Annotated in this window: 22 protein-coding genes; 10 read left to right on the top strand and 12 right to left on the bottom strand. The window is 69.2% G+C overall.

The window, feature by feature from the left end; genetic code table 11:
* The 7 genes from mraY to mraZ all read right to left on the bottom strand — a co-directional run bounded on the left by mraY (nt 1) and on the right by mraZ (nt 8,521).
* Complete coding sequence (mraY, locus tag F4559_RS07235) at nt 1–1,089, bottom strand: phospho-N-acetylmuramoyl-pentapeptide-transferase (RefSeq protein WP_184666912.1); 1,089 nt, start codon at nt 1,087–1,089, stop codon at nt 1–3.
* On the bottom strand, nt 1,086–2,546 hold the full coding sequence (locus tag F4559_RS07230; RefSeq protein WP_184666910.1) for a UDP-N-acetylmuramoyl-tripeptide--D-alanyl-D-alanine ligase: 1,461 nt from the start codon (nt 2,544–2,546) through the stop codon (nt 1,086–1,088). Before F4559_RS07230 ends, mraY begins: the two co-directional genes overlap by 4 nt.
* Nucleotides 2,543–4,150: a UDP-N-acetylmuramoyl-L-alanyl-D-glutamate--2,6-diaminopimelate ligase gene (locus F4559_RS07225; RefSeq protein WP_184666908.1), complete on the bottom strand. Its 1,608-nt coding sequence runs from the start codon at nt 4,148–4,150 to the stop codon at nt 2,543–2,545. The genes F4559_RS07230 and F4559_RS07225 overlap by 4 nt, the downstream gene beginning before the upstream one ends.
* Nucleotides 4,151–4,473: 323 nt before the next feature.
* Entirely contained in the window at nt 4,474–6,372 is a 1,899-nt protein-coding gene (locus tag F4559_RS07220; RefSeq protein WP_184666906.1) for a peptidoglycan D,D-transpeptidase FtsI family protein, read from the bottom strand.
* 23 nt (nt 6,373–6,395) lie between these two features.
* Nucleotides 6,396–6,980, bottom strand: coding sequence for a cell division protein FtsL (gene ftsL, locus F4559_RS07215; protein WP_184666904.1), 585 nt, complete (start codon nt 6,978–6,980; stop codon nt 6,396–6,398).
* Nucleotides 6,977–7,924: a 16S rRNA (cytosine(1402)-N(4))-methyltransferase RsmH gene (gene rsmH, locus F4559_RS07210; RefSeq protein WP_184666902.1), complete on the bottom strand. Its 948-nt coding sequence runs from the start codon at nt 7,922–7,924 to the stop codon at nt 6,977–6,979. The genes ftsL and rsmH overlap by 4 nt, the downstream gene beginning before the upstream one ends.
* A gap of 165 nt (nt 7,925–8,089) precedes the next feature.
* On the bottom strand, nt 8,090–8,521 hold the full coding sequence (gene mraZ / locus F4559_RS07205) for a division/cell wall cluster transcriptional repressor MraZ (protein WP_184666899.1): 432 nt from the start codon (nt 8,519–8,521) through the stop codon (nt 8,090–8,092).
* A 502-nt stretch (nt 8,522–9,023) separates the two neighbouring features.
* On the opposite strand from mraZ, the gene F4559_RS07200 reads away from it, so the two are divergent.
* Genes F4559_RS07200 through F4559_RS07190 form a run of 3 tightly spaced genes read left to right on the top strand, consistent with a single transcriptional unit; the run spans nt 9,024 to nt 13,675 of the window.
* Complete coding sequence (locus F4559_RS07200; protein ID WP_376774628.1) at nt 9,024–10,010, top strand: AAA family ATPase; 987 nt, start codon at nt 9,024–9,026, stop codon at nt 10,008–10,010.
* 1 nt (nt 10,011) lies between these two features.
* A complete protein-coding gene (locus F4559_RS07195) occupies nt 10,012–11,271 on the top strand; it encodes a DUF58 domain-containing protein (RefSeq protein WP_184666894.1) in 1,260 nt (419 codons plus the stop codon).
* Nucleotides 11,272–11,305: 34 nt separating this feature from the next.
* On the top strand, nt 11,306–13,675 hold the full coding sequence (locus tag F4559_RS07190) for a transglutaminase TgpA family protein (protein WP_312865505.1): 2,370 nt from the start codon (nt 11,306–11,308) through the stop codon (nt 13,673–13,675).
* A gap of 65 nt (nt 13,676–13,740) precedes the next feature.
* Here F4559_RS07190 and F4559_RS07185 read toward each other — a convergent pair whose 3' ends face one another.
* Nucleotides 13,741–14,124 carry an SCO2097 family morphological protein gene (locus tag F4559_RS07185; protein WP_184666890.1) on the bottom strand — a complete coding sequence of 128 codons (384 nt, stop codon included), beginning with the start codon at nt 14,122–14,124 and terminating at the stop codon, nt 13,741–13,743.
* A 286-nt stretch (nt 14,125–14,410) separates the two neighbouring features.
* Here F4559_RS07185 and F4559_RS07180 point away from each other — a divergent pair, with 286 nt between their 5' ends.
* The 3 genes from F4559_RS07180 (at nt 14,411) to F4559_RS07170 (ending at nt 16,932) form a co-directional block, all read left to right on the top strand.
* A complete protein-coding gene (locus F4559_RS07180; RefSeq protein ID WP_184666887.1) occupies nt 14,411–15,052 on the top strand; it encodes a Crp/Fnr family transcriptional regulator in 642 nt (213 codons plus the stop codon).
* A gap of 86 nt (nt 15,053–15,138) precedes the next feature.
* On the top strand, nt 15,139–15,396 hold the full coding sequence (locus tag F4559_RS07175; protein WP_184666886.1) for a hypothetical protein: 258 nt from the start codon (nt 15,139–15,141) through the stop codon (nt 15,394–15,396).
* A gap of 186 nt (nt 15,397–15,582) precedes the next feature.
* Entirely contained in the window at nt 15,583–16,932 is a 1,350-nt protein-coding gene (locus F4559_RS07170) for a hypothetical protein (RefSeq protein WP_184666884.1), read from the top strand.
* Nucleotides 16,933–18,101: 1,169 nt separating this feature from the next.
* Here F4559_RS07170 and F4559_RS07165 read toward each other — a convergent pair.
* The 3 genes from F4559_RS07165 to F4559_RS07155 all read right to left on the bottom strand — a co-directional run bounded on the left by F4559_RS07165 (nt 18,102) and on the right by F4559_RS07155 (nt 21,049).
* Nucleotides 18,102–19,379: a DNA polymerase IV gene (locus F4559_RS07165; RefSeq protein WP_312865504.1), complete on the bottom strand. Its 1,278-nt coding sequence runs from the start codon at nt 19,377–19,379 to the stop codon at nt 18,102–18,104.
* 163 nt (nt 19,380–19,542) lie between these two features.
* Entirely contained in the window at nt 19,543–20,145 is a 603-nt protein-coding gene (locus F4559_RS07160) for a sigma-70 family RNA polymerase sigma factor (RefSeq protein ID WP_184666883.1), read from the bottom strand.
* 202 nt (nt 20,146–20,347) lie between these two features.
* Nucleotides 20,348–21,049: a class I SAM-dependent methyltransferase gene (locus tag F4559_RS07155; RefSeq protein ID WP_184666882.1), complete on the bottom strand. Its 702-nt coding sequence runs from the start codon at nt 21,047–21,049 to the stop codon at nt 20,348–20,350.
* A gap of 34 nt (nt 21,050–21,083) precedes the next feature.
* On the opposite strand from F4559_RS07155, the gene F4559_RS07150 reads away from it, so the two are divergent.
* From F4559_RS07150 to F4559_RS07135, 4 genes are read left to right on the top strand one after another with little or no spacing between them, the layout of a single operon-like run.
* Entirely contained in the window at nt 21,084–21,920 is an 837-nt protein-coding gene (locus F4559_RS07150) for a ParA family protein (RefSeq protein ID WP_312865503.1), read from the top strand.
* The gene (locus F4559_RS07145; protein WP_184666880.1) at nt 21,917–22,552 is read left to right on the top strand and encodes a LysE family translocator; all 636 of its coding nucleotides are present in this window, start codon (nt 21,917–21,919) and stop codon (nt 22,550–22,552) included. Before F4559_RS07150 ends, F4559_RS07145 begins: the two co-directional genes overlap by 4 nt.
* The gene (locus tag F4559_RS07140) at nt 22,539–23,336 is read left to right on the top strand and encodes a DNA-formamidopyrimidine glycosylase family protein (protein WP_184666879.1); all 798 of its coding nucleotides are present in this window, start codon (nt 22,539–22,541) and stop codon (nt 23,334–23,336) included. Before F4559_RS07145 ends, F4559_RS07140 begins: the two co-directional genes overlap by 14 nt.
* 10 nt (nt 23,337–23,346) lie before the next feature.
* On the top strand, nt 23,347–24,369 hold the full coding sequence (locus F4559_RS07135; RefSeq protein ID WP_184666878.1) for a quinone-dependent dihydroorotate dehydrogenase: 1,023 nt from the start codon (nt 23,347–23,349) through the stop codon (nt 24,367–24,369).
* On the opposite strand, the gene F4559_RS07130 is transcribed toward F4559_RS07135, so the two are convergent.
* Nucleotides 24,350–25,597 (bottom strand): uracil-xanthine permease family protein, encoded by a 1,248-nt coding sequence (locus F4559_RS07130; RefSeq protein WP_184666876.1) that lies wholly within the window; start codon nt 25,595–25,597, stop codon nt 24,350–24,352. The two genes, F4559_RS07135 and F4559_RS07130, sit on opposite strands and share 20 nt — an antisense overlap.
* Between the last annotated feature and the right edge of the window lie 81 nt (nt 25,598–25,678).

The raw sequence follows: 25,678 nt of genomic DNA, 5'->3' as shown, positions 1-25,678 counted from the left end.
TCAGCTCCCGACCGCGGTCAGCCACTCGCTGTAGAAGAGCCCGAGGCCCAACATGCAGCAGATGCCCGCGAGCAGCCAGAACCTGATGATGACCGTGGTCTCGGCCCATCCGGCGAGTTCGAAGTGGTGATGGAACGGCGCCATGCGGAACAGGCGTCGGCGCGAGGTCCGGAAGACCGCGACCTGCAACACGACCGACATGGCCTCGACGACGAACAGACCGCCGATCACGATCACCAGCAGCTCGGTGCGGGTGGTGATCGCCAGGCCGGCGACCAGACCGCCGAGCGCGAGCGAGCCGGTGTCGCCCATGAAGATCTTCGCCGGCGCCGCGTTCCACCACAGGAAGCCGATGCAGCCGGCCATCGCCGCCGCCGCGACCACGGCGAGGTCGAGCGGGTCGCGCACGTCGTAGCAGCCGGCGATCGGCGAGCTGGAGCAGTTGTAGCGGAACTGCCAGAAGCTGATGACCACGTACGTGCCCAGCACCATGGCGGACGTGCCGCCGGCGAGGCCGTCGAGGCCGTCGGTGAGGTTGACCGCGTTGGACCACGCGCTGACCGCCGCGTAGCAGAACACGACGAACCCGACGACACCGAACGACACCACGGTGATGTCGCGGACGAACGACAAGTTGACCGATGCGGGCTCGATGCCGTCCTTGTTCGGGAACTGCATCACGAGGATCGCGAACGCGATGGTGGCGATGAACTGGCCGACGAGCTTGGCGGTCTTGTTCAGGCCGAGGTTGCGCTGCTTGCGGATCTTGATGAAATCGTCGAGGAAGCCGACGACGCCGAGCGAGGTGGTCAGCATCAGCACGAGCAGGCCGGACGCGGTCGGGGTCTGGTCCGCAGCGGAGGCCGACATGGAGTTGATCAGGTGGGTGCCCAGGTAGCCCAGCCACATCGCGACCAGGATCGCGACGCCGCCCATGGTGGGCGTGCCACGCTTGGTCTTGTGGCTCTGCGGGCCTTCCTCGCGGATCTCCTGACCGAAACCCTGCCGTGAGAAGACTTTGATCAGGTAGGGCGTCAGCATGATCGACGCGATCAGCGCGATGGCCGCCGCGATGAGGATGCTCTTCACTTGCCGACCGCCTCCAGGAGGGCCTCGGCAACCCGCCACAGGCCGTATGAGTTGGATGCCTTCACCAGCACGACGTCACCGGGCCGCACCTCGGCGCACAGCAGCTCGACGGCCGCTGACACGTCCGGCACCACAAGCGCTTCTTCGCCCCATGATCCTTCCAGGTGCGCTCCCTGGTGCATCGGCCGGGCGTCCTCACCGACGACGACCAGCTTGTTGATGTCCAGGCGGACCGCGAGGCGGCCGATCTCGTCGTGGGCGCGGACGGAGTCGGCGCCCAGTTCGGCCATCGGGCCGAGCACGGCCCAGCTGCGTCGCGGCGGGGTGGTCGCGCGGGAGATCGCGGCGAGCGACTTGAGCGCGGCACGCACCGACTCGGGATTCGCGTTGTACGCGTCGTTGATCAGCGTGACGCCGTCGGCGCGGTCGGTGACGGCCATGCGGTGTGCGGACACACGCTTGGCGGTGCCGAGCGCGGTGGCCACCTGCTCGGGGGTCGCGCCGAGTTCCAGGGCGACGGCGGCGGCGGCGAGCGCGTTGCCGACGTGGTGTCCGCCGTGCACCGCGAGCCGGACATCGGCCTCGCCCTGGGGCGTGACCAACCGGAACCCCGCTCGGGCCTGGTCGTCGAGGTCGAGGTCGACGGCACGGACGTGCGCGGAGCTGTGTTCACCGACGAGGACGACGCGCGCCCGGGTGCGTTCGGCCATGACCGCGACCAGGGGGTCGTCGGCGTTGAGGATCGCGACGCCGGTCTTGGGCAGCGCCTCGACGAGTTCGCCCTTGGCCTTGGCGATGCCTTCGCGGGAGCCGAACTCCCCGACGTGCGCGGAGCCGACGTTGAGCACGGCACCGAGTCGCGGTGGCGCCACCCGGCACAGGTCGGCGATGTGGCCGACGCCGCGCGCGGACAGTTCGAGGACCAGGAAGCGGGTGTCGGCGTCGGCACGCAGCACGGTCCACGGGTGGCCGAGTTCGTTGTTGAACGATCCGGGCGGCGCGACGGTGGGTCCGAGCGGTGCGAGGACCTGGGCGACGAGGTCCTTGGTCGAGGTCTTGCCCGACGATCCGGTGATCCCCACGACGGTGAGACCGTCGAGTTTGTCGACCACGTACCGGGCGAGGCGACCGAGTGCGGCGAGAACTGCGGCGCCGGCGCCGTCGGTGTCGCCGGACAGCACGTATGCGTTGCCGTTCGCGGCGACGACAGGTGGTGCGACGACGGTCGGGACTCCGGTCGGACGACCGGCGAGGACACCGACCGCACCGGCGGCGACGGCCTGCGCGACGAAGTCGTGCCCGTCGACGCGTTCGCCGGGCAGTGCGACGAACAGGCCGCCCGCGGTGAGTTTGCGGGTGTCGTACTCGACGGTGCCGGTGACGACCGGGAGGCCGTCGGTGTCGTGAAGGGTGCCGCCGACCGCTTCCGCGATCTCGGCGAGGCTGAGTTGGATCACCGGCTGGTCTCCCGAATGGCGGCGGCGAGGGTGTCGACGTCGGAGAACGGGTGGACGACGCCCGCGATCTCCTGACCGGTCTCGTGCCCCTTGCCCGCGACGACGACCACGTCGCCGGCGCGGGCGGCCGAGACCGCGTGTCGGATGGCGGCGGCGCGGTCGCCGATCTCGACGACGTCACCGCGCTGCGCGCGCGGGACCTCCAGCGCACCGTGCAGCATGGCCTCACGGATCGCGCCGGGGTCCTCACCGCGCGGGTTGTCGTCGGTGACGACGAGCAGGTCGCTGCGCCGCGCGGCTTCGGCGCCCATCAGCGGCCGTTTCGCGGTGTCGCGATCGCCTCCGCAGCCCAGCACCGTGATGACCCGACCGGCGGTTTTGGCACGGACCGCGTCGAGCGCCAGGGCGACGGCCGCGGGTTTGTGCGAGTAGTCGACGACGGCGGTGAAGTCCTGCCCTTCGTCGACACGCTGCATGCGACCGGGAACGCGCACGGTGCGCAGTCCGGTACGGATCGCGTCCACCGTGACGCCCTTCGCGTGCAGACACCCGATCGCGAGCAGGGCGTTGGCAACGTTGAAGTCACCGGGCAGGCCCAGTTCGACGGCGAACGGCGCGGGCACGGGACCGTGGACGATGAACGTCTGGGTACCCGTCGCCGTAGTGCGTCGGTCGGTCGCGGTCCAGTTCGCGTCGCGCGTTGTCGACACGGTGACGGTGTCCGGTCGGACCAGTCGCAGACCCCACTCGGAGTCGGTGCAGACGACCTCGGTGCGTGCGCGACCGTCGAACAGCCCGGCCTTGGCGCGGAAGTAGTCCTCCATGTCGGGGTGGAAGTCGAGGTGGTCGCGGGAAAGGTTGGTGAACGCGCCGACCGCGAACCCGATGCCGTCGACGCGTCCCAGGCGCAGCGCGTGGCTGGAGACTTCCATCACCGCGTCGGACGTGCCGCGTTCGACCATGACCGCGAGCAGCGCCTGGAGGTCGGGGGCCTCGGGGGTGGTCATCGCGCTGTCGAGGCGGTGGTCGCCGACCCGGGTCTCGACGGTGCCGATCAGGCCGGTGGTCCGACCCGCGGCGCGGAGCACCGACTCGACCATGTACGTGGTGGTGGTCTTGCCGGACGTGCCGGTGACGCCCCACACGTCGACCTTCGTCGACGGCTCGCCGTACACCTTCGCGGCAAGGGCGCCGAGCACGGAGCGCGGGTCGGGGTGGATCAGCACGGGGACGTCGTGCGTGATCTTCGCCGCACCGACCGGGTCGGTGAGTACCGCGACCGCGCCGCACGCGATCGCCTGGTCGACGAAGTCCGCGCCGTGCGCCCGTGCACCGGGCAACGCGGCGAAGAGGTCACCTGGAACCACGTGCTGCGCACGCAGCGTCGCTCCGCAGACCGGCACGTGGTTGCGGTCGGGTGCGGTCAGGTGCGCGTCCGCCATGGTGGCGAGGTCGGACACGGGTACTGGTGTGGTGCGGGAAGGGCGAGGCGGTGCGATCGCGACCTTGCCCTCTAGCTTGCTGGGCACGGCGGGAAGGCTACCGGCGCACGGAGCGTGGCCACCCGGCACGTCCGCTCCGGCCGTCGAAGGGCTTTCGGGCATGGCCGACTGTATGCGCATCTGTCCACAGGGGGCGGAGTTGTCCACAGGTCGGGGTACACCGGCCACAAAAGACCACACCAATCGCTTGGATATGCGCAAGGGCGCTTCTTCCAGGGGGACGCCTGCCTTGGCATGCGCGGAACCTGCCTCGGCCTGCATCGGGAGAGACGTATGGCGACGTGGCCGGTTCAGGTCCGTTCGGGGGATACCGGACTGGATACGCGATCGAAACCGGCACACGCGTGTGTCACACAACCTCGTCGCTGTACCCGGTCTTCGCATGGGATCGCGTCAGTGGCGTGGCGCGGTTCACGAAAACACGGTCACAGCACCAGGGGTACCACCGGGCTCTGCTCCGTCGACATCGGAATGCGGTAGCGCTGTGCCAGGTACGAGGCGATGTCGTGGAAGAGCGGCGCGGCCGATCCGCTGTACTGGGTCCCCTGCGGGTTGTCGAGCATGATGCCGACGACGTAGCGCGGATCGTCGGCCGGGAGGATACCCGCGAACGTGATCCAGTACGCGGACGTGCTGTAGCACGCGCACTTCTCGTCGGTCTGCTGCGCGGTCCCGGTCTTGCCCGCGATCTGGTAGCCGGGCAGTGCCGCGCTCGGGCCGGTGCCCGTCTGACCGGGCGAGTTCTGCACCACGGCGCGGAACATGTCGCGCACGGTCTTCGCCGTCTTCGGCGACACGACGCGGACAGCTTCCGGGTGCGCGGTCTCGCGACGCGCGCCGTTCTCGTCGATCTCGGCGCGGATGATGCGCGGCGGGACGCGCAGCCCGTCGTTGGCGATGGTCTGGTACATGCCGGTCATCTGGAGCAGGGTCATGCTCAGGCCCTGGCCGATCGGCAGGTTGCCGAACGTCGACCCCGACCACTGGTTGCGTGGCGGCACGTAGCCGGGTTCCTCGCCGGGCAGCCCGGACTGGGTGCGCTTGCCCAGACCGAACAGCCGGAGCATGTCCGAGTAGCGGTCCGGCCCGATCTTCTGGGCGGCCATGAGCGTGCCGACGTTGGACGACTTGGCGAACACGCCGGTGAACGTCATGTCCTGAGTCGGATGGTAGGTCGCGTCCTTGACCACCCGGTCGGCGATCTTGATGGACGGGTCGACGGTGAGCACGCTGTCGGGCTGGTAGATGCCGTCCTCGATGGCCGTGGCGGCGGTGACGATCTTGTTGACCGAACCGGGTTCGAACACCGACGAAACCGCGACGTTGCGCTTCTCGTCGTCGGTCGCCTTGCCGAAGTCGATCGGGTCGAACACCTTGTCGTTGGCCAGCGCGAGGATCTCGCCGGTGTGCACGTCGAGCACCACCGCGGACCCGGAACGCGCACCGGATTTGGCCGTGTAGTCGGTCACGAGTCGCTGCACCGCGTACTGGGTGTCGACGTCGAGCGTCAGCTCGATGCTCTTGCCCGGTGTCGCCGCGGCGACCTCGCGCGATCGTCCCGGTCCGGGGATCACGACGTTGTCGTTGCCCTGCATGGTGTCGACGATGCGTTTGCCGTAGCGCCCGGCGAGGGTGTTGTCCTGCGAGTTCTCCAGGCCGAGCAGTCCGTGGGTGGCGGCGGGCTGCTGGTCCTTGCGCCAATTCGCGGCCCCGATGATGTTCGACGCGAGAGTGCCGTTCGGGTACACGCGCACGGCACGGTACTCGGCACCGACGTCGAAGTACTTCTCGGTGATCAAGGCGGCCTTGGCCGGGTCGACGTTGTCGACGAGTTCGATGTAGGTCGTGTCCCGACCGAGCTTCTCGGCCATCGTGGTGGCGTCGGTCTTCTGCCCGGCGACCTCGGTCCCGAGCGTCTGCTCGATGAACTTCGCGATCGCCTGCACACGATCGTCATAGCTGCCCATGGACGGCTTGTTCTTGCGTTCCTCGTCCCAGTTCGTCCTGGTCCGCTTGGGCACGGCGTACAGCGCACGGGCCTCGACGCTGAACGCGAGCTGGTTGCCGTTGCGGTCGGTGATGGTGCCGCGCTCGGCCGGGATCTCGATCGGCGTCGCCCGCTGCTGTTGCGCCAGCCGGGACAGTTCGTCGGCTTGGACGCCCTGCACGTAGAGGAGCTTCACGCCCGCCGCGAGCAAGGCGAGCACGAGGAGCAGCCGCCCTACCGCGATCCGGACCCGACTGTTGCCTCCACGCCGCTTGGGTCGCTGTCCGCGAACGGACAGCGGTCGCCGTGTCGGCCTGCCCCTACTGGGCCCCGGCATCGCTGATCTCCTCCGGTGACCGCTCAACCACCGGCCGGCGGCGTGGTGGTCGGAGCGGGTGGTGTCGTGGTGTTCCCGGCGGGGGTGTCCGTGGTGGTGGGTGCCGGGCGGGGCGGTTCGGGCGCGGCGGACGGTTTGCCGTACACCTCGACCGTGCCGTCGGGCAGTCGACGCAGTCGCGCCGGGTCGCCGGCCGGGACCAGGCCCAACGCCTGTGCGGCCTCGGCGAGCTTGAGCGGTGACTCGGCCATGGCCACCTCCTGCCGCAACTGCTCGACCTGGCGGGCCAGGCGGGTCTCCTCGGCGCGGGCGTCCTGGAGCCGGTACGAGTCGGCGGTCGCCTGCGTGGACAGCCACATGATCGCGGCGATGCCAACGCTGAGCACGACCATCACCATGACCACGAACGGCGCTCGCGGCGTCACGCCCGACTGCGGTGCGGAAGCGGTGTTCTTCCGCGGCCCGGAACGCTGGGCCCGACGGGCGTAAGCACGTTCGGCCGCGGCGGACCGGGTGCGGGACCGCTCGGCGGCGGCCTTGCGCAGCTGACGTTCACGCGGGTTGGAGCCGGTCGACGCGGTGCCGCCGGTCCGGGCCGGTGCGGTCATGTCGCCTCCCGAATCCGTTCCGCCGCGCGCAGCCTCACCGACGCGGCCCTGGGGTTGTCCTCGATCTCGAGTTCGCCGGCCGGTTCGCCACCGCGGGTGACGAGTTTCAGCTCGGGGCCGTGGCCGGGAAGTTCCACCGGCAGGCCGGGCGGGGTACGGGACACGGCGAGGTCGGCGAACGCCCGTTTCACCATCCGGTCCTCCAGCGACTGGTAGGACTCGACGACGATCCGGCCGCCGACCGCGAGCACGGACAGCGCCGCGGGCAGCGCCAAGCGCAACGACTCCAGTTCCCGGTTGACCTCGATGCGCAACGCCTGAAACGTGCGTTTGGCCGGATGGCCGCCGGTCCGCCGGGTGGCGGCGGGAACCACGTCGTAGAGCAGTTGGACCAGCCTGCCGCTGGTCGTGAACGGCTCACGGGCGCGTTCACGGGCCACGGCTCCGGCGATCTTGCGGGCGAACCGCTCCTCGCCGTAGTCACGCAGCACTCGGGTGAGGTCGTCGACCTCGTAGGTGTTGAGGACGTCCGCCGCCGTCTCGCCGGTGCCCGCGCTCATGCGCATGTCCAGCGGTGCGTCCTTGGAGTAGGCGAACCCGCGCTCCTCGGCGTCGAGTTGGAGCGAGGAGACACCGAGGTCCATGAGGATGCCGTCGACCTTTGTACCGACGACGACGTCCGCGATGCGGTCGTACGTGGTCTGGACGAACTCCACCCGGTCGGCGAAGGGCGTCAGCCGTTCGCGGGCGAGTCCGATGGCCTGGGGGTCGCGGTCGAGTCCGACCAGCTTGACCTGGGGAAAGCGGTGGAGAACAGCCTCCGAGTGCCCGCCGAGACCGAGCGTGCAGTCGACGAACACGGCGTCGCGATCCTCGATCGCGGGCGCGAGGAGGTCGAGCACGCGGTCGAGCAGAACCGGCACGTGCCGCGCCCGCTCTCCCATGAACTCTCTCCCTGTGCTGCTCCCCTCCCGCGAGAGACGAGATCGGGTGTCGTCAGGTCCCCGCCCGCCCGTCGAACCTGGCGCCGGGGAAGGTGCGCCAGGGCCGAAAGCCGAGCGGACCGAGGCCTCACGGCACCCGAAACCTCGAAACGTCGAGCCCTTCGGTCAGAAGACGCCGGGGAGCACCTCCTCGCGCGCCTCGGCGTAGCTGTCCTCGTGTTCGTCCAGGTAGCGCTGCCACGCCTGCGCGTCCCAGATCTCCAACCGGTTGATCGCGCCGATGACCACGCACTCCTTGGTCAACCCCGCGTACCGGCGCAGTTCCGGTGCGATCGTCACCCGGCCCTGGCCGTCCGGCCGCTGCTCGTCCGTTCCCGCGAACAGGTAGCGCTGGTAGGCCCGGACCGCCTCGTTCGTGAACGGTGCGTCGGCCACCTTGCGCGCCATCTGCTCGAACTCGCCACGGGGGAACACGTAGAGGCAGTGGTCCTGGCCTTTGGTGACCATGAGACCCCCCGCTAGCGCGTCCCGGAACTTCGCAGGCAGCGTCAGCCGGCCCTTGTCGTCCAACTTGGGGTGATGCGTGCCCAGGAACATGGCGCCACACCTCCCGCCGCCGAAGCCGACGGTGAAACCGGCAGTGGGGCCCCCGTCTGCCCCACCGGGCGCCACAGTACCCCACTTTTCTCCACAGTCAACGTCGAAACGGCCCTCCACGAGCCAGGTGCCGCAGCGTTTCCGCAGGTAGAGCGAAGATGCCAGGCACGGAGCGTGGTGGGGGAAGACGGACAGGCTTACACCGTGGAGTGAGCCGAAACCCGGATTTCTTCACCCGTACGGTCCAGCGATAACCGCACTACGGCGGCTTCGAGAGGGGGTCGTGGGGGATTGTGGGCGAACCGGTGGGGGAAGCCGGTACGTGGCAGTCGAAGACATGAATCTGTTCAATCGGTGTAGGGCGCCTCGCCCTGGTTTGACACACTGCGTGAAACGCTCACCGCCTGGCGCGACACCGCCGCGGGTGGGCCGCCCTGCTCATGGAGGTCGAGTGACTCCGAGTACCCAGCCAGCCGCACCGCCCGACCACTCCTACGGTGGGGTGAATCACCACGGGCCGGTCCGACCGGACGACGTGCTCGCCGAACTGCACGCGGTGGCCGGACGGATCGCGGCGAACGTCGAACGGGTCCTCGTCGGCAAACCCGAGGTCGTCCGCATCGCGTTGGTGACCCTGCTGGCCGAGGGACACCTCCTGGTGGAGGACGTCCCCGGTGTCGGCAAGACGTCGTTGGCCAAGGCCCTCGCCCGGTCGATCGACTGCACGGTCAGCCGACTCCAGTTCACACCCGACCTCCTGCCCAGCGACGTCACCGGCTCGTCGATCTACAACCGCCAGGACAACGACTTCGAGTTCCGGCCCGGTCCGATCTTCGCGAACATCGTGGTCGGCGACGAGATCAACCGCGCCTCCCCCAAGACGCAGTCCGCGCTTCTGGAGTGCATGGAGGAGCAACAGGTCACGGTCGACGGCAACACCTACCAGCTCGCCGCGCCGTTCATGGTGATCGCCACCCAGAACCCGATCGAGATGGAGGGCACGTACGCCCTCCCCGAGGCGCAGCGCGACCGGTTCACCGCGCGCGTGTCGATCGGCTACCCCGACCCGCAGGCCGAGCTGGCGATGGTCGACGAGCACGCGGGCAGCAACCCATTGGCCGACTTGCGGCCGGTGTCGACCGGGGACCAGGTGCTCAAGCTCGTACAGGCCGTGCGTCGCGTGCACCTGTCGCCGGACATCCGCCGGTACGCGGTCGAGTTGGTCGGCGCGACCCGACGACTGCCCGAGCTGCGTCTCGGTGCGTCGCCGCGGTCGACGTTGCAGCTCGTGCGCGCGGCACGTGCCCAGGCCGCGTTGTCGGGACGCGACTTCGTCGTGCCGGACGACATCCACGTGGTCGCCGTCCCTGTGCTCGCGCACCGGCTCGTGCTGACCGCTGAGGCGCAGGCGGCCCGGCGGTCGTCGGCCGACCTCGTGCGCGGGTTGCTCCAGCGCGTCCCCGTTCCACAGCACCTCCCCGGTCGCTGACGTGCGCGGGGCGCTGTCCGGGCTCACCACGCGCGGCCGGTGCCTGCTCGCTGCCGGCGTCGCAGCGGGGTTGTGCGCGGTCCTGCTCAACGAACGCGATCTGTTGCGTGTGTCCGTGTTCGTCATCGCGTTGCCTCTCCTCGCGGCGTGGCTTGCCGGACGGGCGCGCGTCGGGCTGCACGCGACGCGGTTCCTGTACCCGGGACGGGTACAGGTCGGCGCCGCCGCGGAGGCCCGGGTCGAACTCCGTAGCACGGGAAGGCTGCCGACCGGCGGGTTGCTCATGGAGGACGGCGTGCCGTATGCGCTCGGGGCACGTCCACGTTTCGTCGTGGAGCGACTGCCGCGCAACACGGTGACGGCGTTGCGGTACCCGCTCAAGCCCGTGATGCGCGGCATCCAGCAAGTCGGCCCGCTCATGGCACGGATCACGGACCCGTTCGGGCTCGCCGAGTTCGACCGCGAACTGGCGGGTCGCAGTCGTCTGGTCGTCGTGCCCCGGGTGACCGGCCTGACCGGACTACCCGGCGGATCGGGCATGGGCGCGGGCGACGACGGTTCGATCCGGCTGCGCGCGGGTCAGGGTGAGGACGACGCGGTCGTCCGTCCTTATAGGCACGGCGACGACCTGCGAAAGGTCCACTGGCGTTCGACCGCGCGCCGGGACGAGTTGATGGTCCGGGTCGAGGAACGTCCCTGGCGGGGCGGCACCACGGTCCTGCTTGACCACCGACTGACCGCTCATCGCGGCTCGGGTCCGGGTGCGTCCTTGGAATGGGCCGTGTCCTTCACCGCGTCGGTGTGCCTGCACCTGCACAGGTTTGGTCAGCAGGTGCGGCTGATCGGCGATGACGGCCACGTACTCGCGGGTGGTTCCAGCGAAGGTGGGCACAGCGACGCCGTGGTGCTCGACGTGTTGGCGGGACTCCAGGCGTCACACCGGGCGGCACCGGCGCTGGGACTTGATGCGGGTGCGGGACAGGAACTGATCGCGGTGCTCGGCGCGTGTTCACCGGGCGTCGTCGACACCCTAATCCGCAACCGCCCGCGTGGCGTGAGAAGCCTCGCCGTCGTCATCGACGTGCGCGGATGGGCGTTGCCGAACGAGGACCCGGCGCCGGATGCGTCGGAGGCGCTCGCGCTGCTACGCGCGGCGGGTTGGGGCGCGGTCGTCGCGACGCCCGCCGTGTCGATGAACCAGGTCTGGCAGGAGCTGTGCCACAGCGCCGGTTCCCGTCCGACGCGTGCGGAGGTGGGCTGAGTTGGCGGCGAGAACAGCGCGCGGTGCGGCGACCGTGACCGCGACACCGGCGGTGGCCGGGCTCGCGACGCTGTGCGCGTCGACCGCGCTGGCCAGTGTGATCGCCGGTGGGTTGTGGCTGGTGTACCTGGCCGTGACGATCGCGGTCGTCGTCGGGGTCGGTGTACTGCTGCGGTCTGTGCGCATACCAGCGTTGGTGGTCGGACTCGGTCAGCTCGTCGCGCTGCTGTGCCTGCTGGTGACGATCTTCACCCGCAGCGGCATCCTCATCGTGTTGCCCGACCCGCAGTCGATCACCGATCTGGGCGCGGTGCTCGGCGACGCGGTCTCCGAGGTCCAGACAGGCATCCCACCGGTGCCGGACACCCCCGCGATGCGGTGCCTGGTGATGGTCGCGATCGGTCTCGTCGCGGTCTTGGTCGACACGCTCGCGGTGGGTGCAGCCGCGCCTGCGGCGTCCGGTCTCGTGTTGTTGTGCGTATTCGCGGTGCCCGCATCGTTGGCCGACGACATGCTCCCGATGTGGACGTTCGTCTGCGGTGCGGCGGGGTTCGCCCTGCTCCTGGTGGTCGACGGTCGACGCAGACACGACTCGTGGCGTGGCAGGCGCGGCGGCGGAAGCCCCGGGCCGACCGCGACGGTGGTCACGGTGACCGCTCTGGTGATCGCTGCGGTCTCCGGTGGCGCGTTGACGCTGGTCGGCACGGTCGGACGGCTGCCCGGCGGCGGTGACGAGGCCGGCGGCGGCTCCGGCGGACTGGGCATCGACCCGATGACCGAACTGCGCGGCATGCTCGACCGCGGTGAGACCCGTGAGCTGTTCCGGGTCCGCGGCCTGCCCAAGTCCGAGTACCTGCGTGCGATGACGTTGCGCGAGTACGTACCGGGCAAGGGGTGGCAGCTCGGCGGGAACCTGTCGGAGGGCGTGGCGGCGAACGGCGTCGTGTCCGTCCAGCCGGGCGATCCCGGCACGGGTGACGTCACCTCGATCGAGATCGAGCCGGTCACGTGGCTGGACAACTGGCTGCCGGTGTACGGCAGGCCGCGCCGGTTCGCTGGCGTGGACGACAACTGGCGGTGGGACGCGGGCCGGGGAATGGTCTACAGCGTCCGTGCACGCAAGTCCGAGAAGTACACGTTGGAGACCGCACTGGGTGAACCGGGCACCGACACGCTCCGAGGCGTGACCGGCAACCCGGATGTCGACCAGGCGTACCTGGAGGCACCGAGCGTCGACCCGGAGATCCTCGAGCTGGCGAAACGGATCACGGCCGGTGCACGCAACCAGTTCGACAAGGCGTACGCGTTGCACCAGTACTTCACCGATGGGACACAGGGCTTCAAGTACTCGCTCGAGACCAAGAACGACACGTCGACCGACGCGCTGACGGACTTCGTACTCAAGGGCAAGACCGGGTACTGCGAGCAGTACGCCTCGGCGATGGCGGTCATGGCGCGGGCGGTGGGCATTCCGTCACGGGTGGCGCTCGGCTTCACCGCGGGCTTCCCCACCGACGAATACCAGACGATCACCACGCAGGACGCCCACGCGTGGGTCGAGGTGTACTTCCCGGACTACGGCTGGATGACGTTCGATCCGACGCCGCTGTCGGACGGACGCAGCGTCGTGCCGCCGTACATCTCCGGCATGAACCCGGACGACGAGGAGGACGACTCCGGTACCACCTCGACGACGACCACGACCACGACGACCACCGCGAGCGCGGGCACGACGACGACCGCCGCGCCGGGTGCCGCGGACCAGTCCGGTCAGGCCCAGAAGTCCGATCCGACACCGGTCTGGCACATGATCATCGCACTCGTCGCCCTGTTGCTCGCCGTGGCCCTGTGGCTGCTGGTCGCGTTCGGCGGCAATCGTCGTGCGCCAAGGCCGCCGATACTGGTGGGCGCCTTGGCCGCGACAGTCGCGACTGCCACCTTCGCCGTGGCGTTCGTCACATGGTGGCTCACAGTACCGATCGTGCTCGCCGCTGTCGTAGCCGCACCGGCAGCGCTGCGTGTGTTGAAACGCCGTACACGACTGCACACGGTGGCGCGACTAGGGCCGGACGCGGCCGACGCGGCGTGGGCCGAACTGCTCGCCGAGTCCGTCGACCGCGGCACACGGGTGCCGTCCACCGAGACGGTCCGAATCGCGGCACGTCGACTGGCGCGCACCCATCAGCTCGACGACGCGGGCCGTAACGGACTTCGAGCGGTCGTCGGCGCGATCGAACGGTCGTGGTATAGCGCGACCGGTGGCGCCGACCCGGCACTTCCCCACGCCCTGGACGAGGTCCGACGCAGCCTGCACCGCAATGCGCCGCTGGCGTTCCGCGCCCGGGTATTGCCCCGGTCCGTACTGCACCCGAAGGCGCCCGCCGAGGAGCCGGAACGCGTCTGACAAAGATTCGGACAGCCGAAAGCGGCCCGCCCCTCTCAGGGCGGGCCGCAGACGTCACGGGGCTTCTACTCGTCCTCGAAGCGACGACGGAAGCGTTCTTCCATCTTCTGGGAGAACGAGCTGCGGCTCGGACGGCTGCCCTGTCCGGACGACTCTTCGGCACTCTGATCGCCACGACGCAGCGTCGTGACTGTCAGCAGCACGCCGAAGAACATCAACAGGAAGCCGACCACGCTCACCACCGGGATGCCAGCGAGCTTCGGCAACATCACACCCGTCACCAGCAGCGCGACACCCACGGCGAACAAAGCGATGCCCTGGATGCGCCGCCTGCGCGACGGCTTGCGCAGCTTGGCGCCGCGCACCGTGGATGCGAACTTCGGGTCCTCGGCGTAGAGCGCGCGCTCGATCTGGTCGAGCAGTCGCTGCTCGTGCTCGGAGAGTGGCATGGCTCCTCCTCCGGCACAGCGGTCGCGGGCGCCGGGTCTTCACGGTTGCCGCCGGTCCCGGCGGACGCCCCGCCATGGGGGCGTCTCGACCAGGATACGATTCGCGGGGCCCGGCGACTAGCCGGTCCTCACGGCCGGGCGGTTCCTTCGGTCACCATCATCCTCACGGGTCAATGGTCAGGCCGCCGTGAGGCGGCTCCTTGGTCAACTGTGAACGCTTTGCCGATCGGGTGGTCGGTGCTAGCGCCACGGTCCTCGGTGCCGACGTACCCGTCACGCTTGACGGGTGGACCGCTTCTGGAACCTCTTGACGCCCGAGGAACAGACCGTCTTCCGCGCCGCCGGCGTCGAGCACGACTACGCACCGGATGCGGTGATCTGTCACGAGGGCGACACGACGGGACATGTGCTGGTGGTCCTGCGCGGCCTGCTGCGGGTGACCAAGGCGCGTCTCGTCGGGGCGGAGAAAGTGCTCGCGGTGCGGGGTGCCGGCGATCTTCTCGGGGAACGCGCGGCGGTGGACGGCCTGCCTCGCTCGGCGACCGTCCGGGCGCTGGGACCGGTCCGCGCCCTCGTGGTGTCGGCGGCGTCTTTCGCGCGGTTGTGCCAGCGGCGTCCCCGAATCGCCTGGGTCGTGCTCACCGTGGTGATCGGGCGGCAGCGGGACGTGGACCGCCAACGGGTGCAGTTCTCCGGATCGGCGACGCAGCGCGTGGCGGCCGTGCTGGTCGACATGGTGTTGCACCGGGGCATCGCGGACCAAGGCGCCGTGTCGCTCTCGCAGGAGGAGATCGCGAGCATCGCGGGAATCTCCCGTGAGTCCCTCGTCCGCGTGCTGCGCTCGCTGCGCGAGAAAGGGATCATCAACACCGGGCGTAAGAAGATCGACGTGGTGTCACCCGAACGCCTCTACGACCTGACGGACTGATTCGCCGTTGTGCGTCACCTGACGCAGACCAATACGCGGAATCCTCCTACAAATGAGCTATTCGTCCAGCTCATAAGGGGGAAGCCGTGATCACCAACCCGGAGTCGGTCAAGGCACGCCGCCGATTGACCGAACGTATCGCCTGCACCGTGGTCTTCACCGTGATCCAACTCTGGAGCACGGTCGTCATCGTCACCCGGTTCGAAGCGGACGGCGTCGTGTCCTTGGCCGTCGCGCTCGTTCTCGCCGGTGGTCTGTTCGCCGTCCTCGACGCGTGGCGCGAGGTCCGTGCGGAACGGCGCGAGTTGAACGCCGAGATCAGGGAGCCCCTGGTCCACCTGTAGCCCTGGACCCGCGGCGCCCACGAGGGGTGGCGACCGCTACAGGAGATGCCTTCTGCGGACGGTCGGGTCCGCGGGAGGCATCTCGGTTCGGGACGTTGACGACGAAGTTGTCCACAGCCCCTCGAGTTATCCACAGATTGACAACCCATCCTCGCCCCCATGCGCCCCACAGCCGAAGGTGGACGCATGCGAATCGATCCCAACACGCTGTCCCAACTGTTCCCGCACGGCGTCGCGAAGACCGCCGACCTCATCACGCTCGGACTGCCGAGTGAGAAGGTTCTCGGCCGCTGGCCGGAACTCCTGCCCGGTGTCGTCCTGCTGACCAGGAAGCCGCCGAACCGCCCGCAGCGCATGCAGGCCGCCCTTCGCTACGCGGGCGCGAACGCGGTCGTCACCGGCGTGGACGCCCTCCATCTGCACGGCATCCGCTCGGCGCCGCCGACCGCGGGACCGGTCCACGTGCTGACCACACGCATGCCGCCGCCGACCCGCGATCTGAAGGTGTCGACGACGCGGGACGTGTCACCGGTCCTGCTTCAAGGCTTCCGCACCGCGCCGCTGCACCGGGCGATGGCGGACGCCACCCACGGCATCCGCACGATCCAGGATCTGGTCACGGTACTCAGTGAGATCCTGCGCCTTCACCCGAACATCGGACCACGGCTACGCGCGTCGTTCCGGGGCGCGTCCCCGGAGAGTCGCTACGTACTCGCGGCAATGATCTTCCGTCACCGCAACTCCTTCACACGATCCCAGGACGGCGGTCGGGCCAAGCCCGACACCGCGCTCTCCCCGGGAGGTCCCGACCGCCCGTCGGATGCCGATCTCTGCGCCGGACCGACTCACCACGGTTCGACAGCACCTCACTCCACGGAGGTCACCGGTGCGACGGGCCGACGTTCGACGGACGGCACCCACCGATCCGTGCCCGAAAGCCCCTCCCCCGACGGACAGGAGTCCGGCAGAGACACGCCTCGACGCATCCGGATGGTGATCAGTCGTCGTGCCGCACCTTCCGGACGACGCCGGTTCTCGTCGACGGCTCACCGACCGGCCGTCATGACCTTTCGTCACCCTGACGGAAAGACGGTGCACCGTTCCGCCGATGCCCCCCGCCAAGCCACGCTCGCCAAACGGACCATGACGAGCGTCGACACGACAACGACCGAGCAACTCGACGCGCAGACACGACGTCCCGGCACCGCTCGCCGCCGACGGCGCCGGTCCAGCACACGTCGACGTGACGCCGCGGCGTCACGTCAGCCGTCATCGGCGAGCACGGACCAGCAAACCGGGCACAAGGCGACCCGTAAGGGACTCTTTCGTGGCGGTCACCAGAGCACCGACGCCAGCCGACGCATGGCCACCGACAGCAGCTACCCCATGCCGCCACCGAGTTCACCGTTGGCGCGGTACTGGCAGGGCCTGTACCTCTTTCGAGCCGTGACCAATGCCGCCGAACGACGAACACACCGCACTCGACGACGTCGAGCGTCGCATCCCACGACCATCCCGCCGGCCGCAGCCGCTTAGAGCACATCTGACGTGGCGATAAGCGTTGCACCATGATCTTTGTCCGTGCACGTCGTGCCCAACCGCATCGAATTGCCGTCGGCGTCTCGGCCGCGAACCCACATGACAGCCAATCGCTCAAGCCAACGTCTGCGGGGCCATGCCGCGCATCCGGTCACGCTGCGGGGAGTGCCCGTTCGGCGAGCGAAGCCGTTCGCCGACAAGGCCTACGACATCGACGACCTCTGCCAGGTCGCGCCGCCGCGCGTCATCCCCATGCGTCGCACGCGTGGGCATCGACTCGTCCGAGCGAACAGGTCGGCCACCTCCGGCAGGGGCGTCAAACGCACCCATCTCGCGGCTGACCGACCACCACGCCTCCTCACTCTCTCTCCGCAGCATCGACCTGCTTCACACGGCTCACGAAACTGTCCGCGTGGGACGCGGCCTTGGTGTCCCGATGCACAGTCCTGCCGCCGCAACGCGAGTGCGCACGGATCGACACTCACACCGGTGCGAGGGAGCCGAGCTGAATCGCCCGGGCCGTGCTCGACGTGCGCTGGTTATGCGACCACACCGACCCCGCGGCACTCGCCACCACGGCGAGACCATCGTCAACCGACACGGCAAGGTGATCGACGCGCGCACTCGGGCAAAGCACGCCGCCACGGCGGACTTATCACAACCGTCACCACCCTCGACGGATTCCCGCTCCGGGTCAGTCAGGTCGAACCCGCGCGCACACATGCCCCCTGCGGTACGCGTCCACGCCATGCCACCCGCACCCCCTGGGAAAGCGGACTCACCACCGACCAGGGGACCCGCAACCTGCGGCTACGGTGCACACGAGTCCGATCCGCCCTGCCTTAGCCCTGCTCATCGACCGTTGGAAGGCGGTGCGGACCACCACTGCGGGCCAGCGAACGTCACCCACATCGTCGTCGCAGCCCTGATCTGCACCCAGTCGAACACGGCCGGCCTCCACCGCACCTCGCTGAGATCACTTCACCTGTCAGCCGGCGCGACACCAGGAGTGAATTTCTTGCCGAACGCCGACGGCGTACGCCTGAGAGGTTTCCTGGCAGTGCGGTGCGCACGTCTTAGGTCGGGTCGGCTCGGGCCCAACGCCGACCGCCGACTCGTCGTCGACCACCTCATCTATCTTGATAGCCCGGACTTGCCTTAGCCGGTCAATGATCGCGCGGTGGTAGCGGGTCGGCCGATCTGGCGGGTGGCGGAGTCAGGAGCGAGGCCGGGCGGACAGCGGTGGTGCCGAACTTCGTCCTCGCCAGGTCCGCGGCCTGATCCGCCTGTCGCCAGCCGTGTTCGGGGGTGCCGAGCAGCAGTTGCTCGCCTTCTCCCCGTTCGACGAGTTGCTCGATCCGAACACCGACAAGTCGGATCGCGCCTGGTGGAACGTGGTCGTGCAGCAGAACCACCGCTGTCCGGTAGACCTCCTGGGTCACGTCCGTGGGGGTGGGCAACGTGCGCGACCGGGTGATCGTCGTGAAGTCGGCGAACCGCACCTTGATCGACACCGTGCGCCCCCGCAGACCACGGGAGCGCAGGGTGGTCGTCGAGCGTTCCGCCAACCGCAGCAGCTCGAGTTTGAGCAGCTCGCGGTCGTAGTGGTCGACTTCGAAGGTCTCCTCGGCGCCGATCGACTTCTCGCGCACCGTCGGCACGACGGGGCGATCGTCGTGGCCCTGGGCCAAGGCGTGCAGATGCTCGGCCAGCGAGATGCCGAGAAGTCTGCGCAGTCGGGGCAGCGAGGCAGCCGCCACGTCGGCGACGGTATCCAGCCCCACCTGGGCGAGCTGCTCAGCGGTCCGCGCGCCGACACCCCACAGCGCCGAGACCGGAAGCGGGTGCAGGAACTCCGACACCTCCGAACGAGGCACGACCATGAGGCCGTCGGGTTTGCACATCCCCGATGCGAGCTTCGCCAGGAACTTGGTCGGTGCCACACCGACCGAGCAGGTGATCCCGTACGTCTCCTCCACCCGTGCCCGGACGAGTGCCGCGACACCGGCTGAAGTTGTGCGCAGACGACGCAGAGCGCCTCCGACGTCCAGGAACGCCTCGTCGAGGCTCAACGGCTCGACGAGGGGCGTAACGTCGCGGAAGATCGACATCACACCCCGGGAGACCTCCTGGTACCGGGCGAAGTTCGGGGAGACGAACACGGCGTGCGGCGCCAGCCGACGGGCGTGCGCGGTCGGCATGGCCGAGCGCACGCCGTACTCGCGTGCCAGGTAGTTCGCCGAAGCGACGACACCGCGATTCGCGGTACCGCCGACGATCACCGGTTTGGCGGCCAACGAGGGATCGTCCCGGATCTCCACGGACGCGTAGAACGCATCCATGTCGACGTGCAACATCGGACAGCCGCCGTCGTCCGGCTTGTCGTCGCCACGGACCCGGAATCGGTCGACGAGGCCACGTGGCAGGTTCGCGCTTCGACCCACTGCCCAACCTCTCGAAGCGTTCGAACCTATGTTCGATGAGTGTACGTCAGAACGCCGAGCGGTGCGCAGGTGTCCCGAGCGTGTCAGTTCGATGTCACCTCGGCCGCGACGGTCGGTCGTGAACCTCGCCCCCCAGCAGACCTCAGCGGACACTTCGACGGGCTCAGCCTTGACGTACCTTGCGCTTCTCTTCGATCGTGCGCCGGAGTCGCGACAAAGCACGGTGCTGCGCCACGCGCACCGCACCCGCCGAGTACCCGACCACGGCCGCGGTCTCCTCGGCCGACAACCCGACCACAACGCGTAGCAACAGGATCTCCTGCTGCTTGTCGGGCAACGTGCGCAGCATGCGCCCCATCTGCGACGACAACTCCGTCCGCAACGCGTGCTGCTCAGGACCCACCGCGTCGGCGGGCGCATCCGGCACATCCGGGACAGGCTCGGCCCGGTTGCGCAGCGACGCGCGGTGCGCATCGGCGACCTTATGCGCGGCGATGCCGTAGACGAACGCCAGGAACGGTCGTCCGGTATCCCGGTACGACGGCAACGCCGTCAGGACGGCGAGGCACACCTCCTGCGCGACGTCGTCCGCCGACGCGTACGACTTCTCCTGACGACCGACCCGGGCACGGCAATAGCGCACGACGAGCGGCCGAATGCACTCCAACAGACGGTCGATCGCGTACCGGTCACCGCCGACCGCGGCACGCACCCGGTCATCGAGACCTCGATCGACGCCTAAGGACGGTTCTGTGTGGTCCTCCATACGGGGTCCTCCGTCTTGACGGGCGGAACGTCACTGCACGTTCTACCCCAAACAAGACGCGTGACGGACGCACACGTGCCGGAAGTTCATCACGGTTTTCGTCGCACTCCTCATGTTCGCCCGACAATTGCGGACACGGGCGCGAGTGGCCGAACGTGCGCGACGGTCGGACGGCCGCACCGTCCGACCCGCCAACCCGCGATCAGGGCTTGCGTGCGAGCACGTGCAGCCGTGCCGCGACATCGCGCAACGGCGGGCGTCGGGACGCGGCGAGTTCCAATTCCGCCAACGCATCGGCGGCGCCGGGGCTGGACTCCAGCACGGCGCCGGGGACGAGATCGGAGACGACACCGTGCCCTTGGAGCACCTCGAGTTTCAGTCCCGCTCCCACGACGAGCGCCTCCAGGTCCGCCACGTCGAACCGACGTGGCCGGTCCGCGGGTCCCGGCGTGTCGAGCAGTCGACGGGCGTCGACGAGCTTGCCCGCGAGCGCGCGGTGCAGCACGGCGGCGAAGCGGTTCGGCACGAGCACCGACACGGCACCGCCCGACGCGGCCGAAGCCGCCAACGCGCCCAGCGCCACGTCGGCGTCGTCGACGACTTCCAGCAGACCGTGCGCGAGCACGAGATCGGCGCTGCCGTCCGCGTCCAACGCGTCGGTGTCCCCCTGGACCGCGGTGATCCGGTCGAGCACGCCCGCCTCGGAGGCACGGCGGTGCAACGTGGCGAGCGCGTTCGGGCTCGGTTCGACGACCGTGACCGAGCATCCGGCCACGGCCAGAGGCACGGCCCAGACGCCGCTGCCCCCGCCCACGTCGAGCACCCGGGGCGGTTCGCCGCCCCGCCGGGCACGTGCGGCGGTCAGCTCCGCGTCGAGCACGCTGTGTACGGCGTCCGGTCGCATGGCACCAAAGCCTAAGGGCCGTAGGCTGCACAACGTGCATACGGTCGCGGTGCTCAGCCTCAAGGGTGGTGTCGGTAAGACGACGGTCGCGCTCGGACTCGCGTCGGCAGCGCTCCGACGCGGTGTCCGTACGCTGGTCGTCGACCTCGATCCGCAGTGCAACGCCACCTCGACGCTGGAACCCGAGGACACGCCGGCCAGCGTCTACGACGTGCTGCGGGAGCCGACCGCGGCGAACCTGCGCGACGCGATCGCGCCGAGCGGCTGGGGTGAGAGCGTCGACGTGCTCGCCGGGTCCGAGGACGCCGAATCGCTCAACCACCCCGATCCGGGCGAGTCACGGCTGAACCGGCTGCGGGACGCGTTGCGGCTGCTCCAGGACCAGGAGGAGCCTTACCAGCTGGTCCTGCTGGATTGTCCGCCTTCACTGGGCCAGCTGACCCGGTCCGCGCTCGTGGCGGCCGACCGCGCACTGCTGGTCACCGAGCCGACGATGTTCGCCGTCGCCGGCGTGCAACGGGCGTTCGAGGCGGTGCAGGCCGAGCGCGAGCACAACCCGGACCTCCAGCCGCTCGGCGTCGTGGTCAACCGCGTCCGGCCGCGGTCGCACGAGCACCAGTTCCGCATCGACGAGTTGCGCGACATCTTCGGTCCACTGGTCATGCCGGTGGCGCTGCCCGACCGGTTGGCGGTGCAGCAGGCGCAGGGCGCGTGCATGCCGATCCACGAGTGGGGTACACCGGGTGCGCGTGAGGTCGCGCTGGCGTTCAACCTCGTGCTCGCCCGGATTCTCCGGATGAGTCGGAGCAGGCGACGTGCCGTGCACCGCGACTTCGACGACGAGGAGATCCAGGAAGCAGTGGAGGCGTGAGCACGACCGCGTTGGTCGCGTTCGCGGTCGCGGCACTGCTGCTCACGATCACACCCGGCCTCGACACGATGATGCTGCTACGCATGGTGCTCGGCGGCGGACGCCGCGCGGGCGTCGTCGGCGGTTTCGGCACGACGCTCGGGTGCGTGGTGTGGGGTGCCGCCAGTATCGCGGGGTTGACCGCGTTGTTGATCGCGTCACGCTTCGCGTACGAGGTCGTGCGGTACGCGGGCGCGGCGTACCTGCTGTGGTTGGGCGGGTCGGCGCTGTACAAGTCGGTGCGTCGACGGCAGCTCGACGAACCGGTCGAGGTGGAACGCACCACGCCCACGCGCGCGCTGCGGATCGGGTTCATCACGAACCTGCTCAACCCGAAGATCGGCGTGTTCTACCTGAGCCTGCTCCCGCAGTTCCTGCCCACGACCGGGGGCACGACCTCGTGGGCCGTGCTGCTGGTCGGTATCCACGTCCTCATCGGGCAGGTCTGGCAGCTGTGCGTCGTGTGGCTGGCCGGGCGTGCGGTGCTCGTGTTGAACCGACCGGCCGTACGTCGGTTCATGGAGCGTGCGACGGCGTCGGTCCTGGTCGCGTTCGGACTGAAGATCGCGTTGGAGAGCGGTGCCCGAGGGTGACACCGTCTTCCTCGCCGGTCACCGCCTGAACGAGGCGTTGGCCGGGCGGACGCTGGTCCGCGGCGAACTGCGCCATCCACGATGGGCGACCGCGGATCTGGGCGGCCGGGAGGTGTCGGAGGTCCGCTCGGTCGGCAAGCACCTGTTCACCCGGTTCTCCGATGGTCTGAGCCTGCACAGTCACTTCCGCATGGACGGTGCCTGGCACCTGTACCGGCCCGGTGAACGGTGGAAGCGTCCCGTGCACCAGGTGCGTGCGCTGTTGGAGATCGTCGACCGGGTCGTGGTCGGGTTCGCGTTGCACGACCTCGAACTGCTCCCGACCGCGCACGAGGACAGGATCGTCGGCCACCTCGGGCCCGATCTGCTGGCCGAGGGCTGGTCGGATGCGCACGAAACCGAAGCTGTCGCACGGCTCGTCACAGAACCGGACCGCGAACTCGGGCTCGCGCTACTTGATCAACGTGTCGTCGCGGGTATCGGCAATTTGTACAAGGCGGAGGTGTGCTTCCTCCTCGGCGTGTCACCGTGGAGCGCTGTGCGCACGGTCGACGCACGCGACGCCGTGCGCCTCTCACGAAAGCTGCTCCTGGCCAACGCGTGGCACCCGGAGCAGACCACAACCGGACTGTCGGTCCGCGGTCGGCAGCACTGGGTGTTCGAACGTCAGGGCCGTCCGTGTCTGCGGTGCGGCACGCGTGTGCGCGTATCCGGTCAAGGTGCCGGGGTCCGGGAACGGCCCGCGTACTGGTGCCCGCGCTGCCAACCGGGACCCATCGCTTAGGGTTGGCCACGTGGTCTACAAGAGCATGGTTCGCAATACGTTGTTCCGGATGCACGGCGGCGACGCGGAACGCGTGCACGAAACCACTCTCGGACTGCTCTCGTCGGTGAGCCCGCTCGCACGCGTGGTCCGGCGGCGGCCGACGAACCCGCGCACGGTCTTCGGCGTCAGGTTCCCCAACCCCGTCGGCCTGGCCGCCGGATTGGACAAGAACGGCCGCGCACTGCCGGCGTGGAGCGCTCTCGGCTTCGGATTCGTCGAGGTCGGCACGGTCACGCGGTACGCGCAGCCGGGCAACCCGCGACCGCGCCTGTTCCGCCTGCGCGACACCGAAGCGATCATCAACCGGATGGGCTTCAACAACGACGGCGCGCAACGACTCGCCGACCGCCTGGACCGGTTGGGCCCGCTGGCCGTGCCACTGGGCATCAGCCTGGGGAAGTCCAAGGTCACGCCGGTCGAGGAAGCCGTGGACGACTACCGCGCGTCGTTGCGCGCGCTGTACCGGCACGGTGACTACTTCGCGGTCAACATCAGCTCGCCGAACACGCCCGGCCTGCGCAGTCTCCAGGACCGGACCGCGCTCACCGAACTGCTCGGTGCGCTCACCACGACGGCCGACGAACTCGCCGGCGGCACGCCGCGCAAGCCGATCCTCGTGAAGATCGCACCGGACCTGTCCGACGACGCGATCGGCGAACTGCTCGAGGTATGTGACGCGTACGACGTCGCCGGTCTGATCGCGACGAACACGACGTTGTCGCGTGACGGCCTCGCACCTGCCGACCGTCACCTCGCCGGGGAAGCGGGCGGGTTGAGCGGACGTCCACTGGCCGTGCGCGCCCGCGAGGTCGTGCGCTTCGTCAGCCGGGAGACCGGGGGCAGGTTGCCAATCATCGGGGTCGGCGGCATCTCGTCGGCCGACGACGCCAAGGCCATGCTCGACGCGGGAGCGAGCCTGCTCCAGCTCTACACCGCGTTCATCTTCGAAGGACCCGGCCTGGTCTCCCGGATCAACCGCGCGATCCGCTGACGCGCAGGCCGCGTACCACGGGGTACAGCACGACGACGAGCAGCGAGCCCCACACCAGGCCACCGATCCGCAGCGCGCCGATCTCCAGCGTGAGATCGCCGACGCCGACGACCACGGCCGTGCCGACGACCAGCAGGTTGGCAGGGTTCGTCAGGTCGATCCGGTGGTCGAGCCACACGCGCACACCCACGAGCGCGAGCACACCGAACAGGATCACGGTCGCACCACCGAGCACGCCCGGCGGCACGGTACCGAACACCGCGACGACCTTCGGCGAGAACGACAGCAGTACGGCGGCCAGACCGGTGACCGCGTACGAGGCCGTGGAGTAGACGCGCGTCGCGCCCATGACGCCGACGTTCTGCGAGGTCGTCGACGTGCCCGCGCCACCGGCCAGGCCGGCGAACGTGGTCGACAACCCGGTGGCGATGATCGAGTCGCCGACGTTGCCGTCGAGGTTGCCGCCGGTGAGCGCGGCGACGGCCTTGACGTGCCCCACCGTTTCGGTGACCAGCACCAGCACCACCGGCAGTACGACCAGGGTGACCGACGGCCGCAGCTCGGGCGTGTGCAGCTCGGGCAGGCCGAACCACGCCGCACGGTCGATCCCGCGAGTGTCGAGTACGCCGAGCGCGGCACCGAGCAACCACCCGACCACGATCCCGATCACCACGGAGAACCGGAACCACATGGCGCGACCGACCACGCCGCACACTACGACGACACCCGCGGTGACCACGGCCAGCATGGGCTGTTGAGCAAACGACACGGTCGCGGTATGCGAAAGGTTCAGCCCGATGAGCAGGATGACGGCGCCCGTCACGACCGGCGGCATCACGGACTCGAGCAGTCGCACACCCAGTGCCTTGACCGCGATGCCGATGATGACCACCAGCAGACCGGCCGCGACGACACCACCCAACTGGGCCGGGATTCCCTCGCCGCGCACGGCGGCCAAGGGCGCGATGAACGCGAACGACGCGCCGAGGTAGCCGGGCACCCGGTTGCGGGTGACGACCAGGAACAGCAACGTGCCGATCCCGGAGAACAGCAGCGTGGTCGTGACCGGCAGTCCGGTCGCCGCGGGGACGAGGATCGTGGCACCGATCATGGCGGCCAAGTGCTGTGCGCCGAAGCCGACGGTGAGCGGCCAGCTGAGCCGTTCACCCGGCGCTACGGACCCACTCGCGGTGGCTCGCCCGTCACCGTGCACCGTCCACAACGCCACGCAACGCCCTCTCGACGTCAACTGGTTCGACCCCGGGGATACTGCCACGCCATGTAGTGACTGCCGCTATATAACGGTCTG

It is taken from the genome of Saccharothrix violaceirubra (genome assembly GCF_014203755.1).
Lineage (GTDB): Bacteria > Actinomycetota > Actinomycetes > Mycobacteriales > Pseudonocardiaceae > Actinosynnema > Actinosynnema violaceirubrum.
This window is presented reverse-complemented; position numbering and strand designations above follow the sequence as displayed.

Bases quoted from the DNA above. Each gene is read 5' to 3' on its own strand.
- F4559_RS07225 (WP_184666908.1), bottom strand. From the start codon at position 4,150: ATGCCCGAAAGCCCTTCGACGGCCGGAGCGGACGTGCCGGGTGGCCAC.
- F4559_RS07220 (WP_184666906.1), bottom strand. From the start codon at position 6,372: ATGCCGGGGCCCAGTAGGGGCAGGCCGACACGGCGACCGCTGTCCGTT.
- ftsL (WP_184666904.1), bottom strand. From the start codon at position 6,980: ATGACCGCACCGGCCCGGACCGGCGGCACCGCGTCGACCGGCTCCAAC.
- rsmH (WP_184666902.1), bottom strand. From the start codon at position 7,924: ATGGGAGAGCGGGCGCGGCACGTGCCGGTTCTGCTCGACCGCGTGCTC.
- mraZ (WP_184666899.1), bottom strand. From the start codon at position 8,521: ATGTTCCTGGGCACGCATCACCCCAAGTTGGACGACAAGGGCCGGCTG.
- F4559_RS07185 (WP_184666890.1), bottom strand. From the start codon at position 14,124: ATGCCACTCTCCGAGCACGAGCAGCGACTGCTCGACCAGATCGAGCGC.
- F4559_RS07170 (WP_184666884.1), top strand. From the start codon at position 15,583: ATGCGAATCGATCCCAACACGCTGTCCCAACTGTTCCCGCACGGCGTC.
- F4559_RS07160 (WP_184666883.1), bottom strand. From the start codon at position 20,145: ATGGAGGACCACACAGAACCGTCCTTAGGCGTCGATCGAGGTCTCGAT.
- F4559_RS07155 (WP_184666882.1), bottom strand. From the start codon at position 21,049: ATGCGACCGGACGCCGTACACAGCGTGCTCGACGCGGAGCTGACCGCC.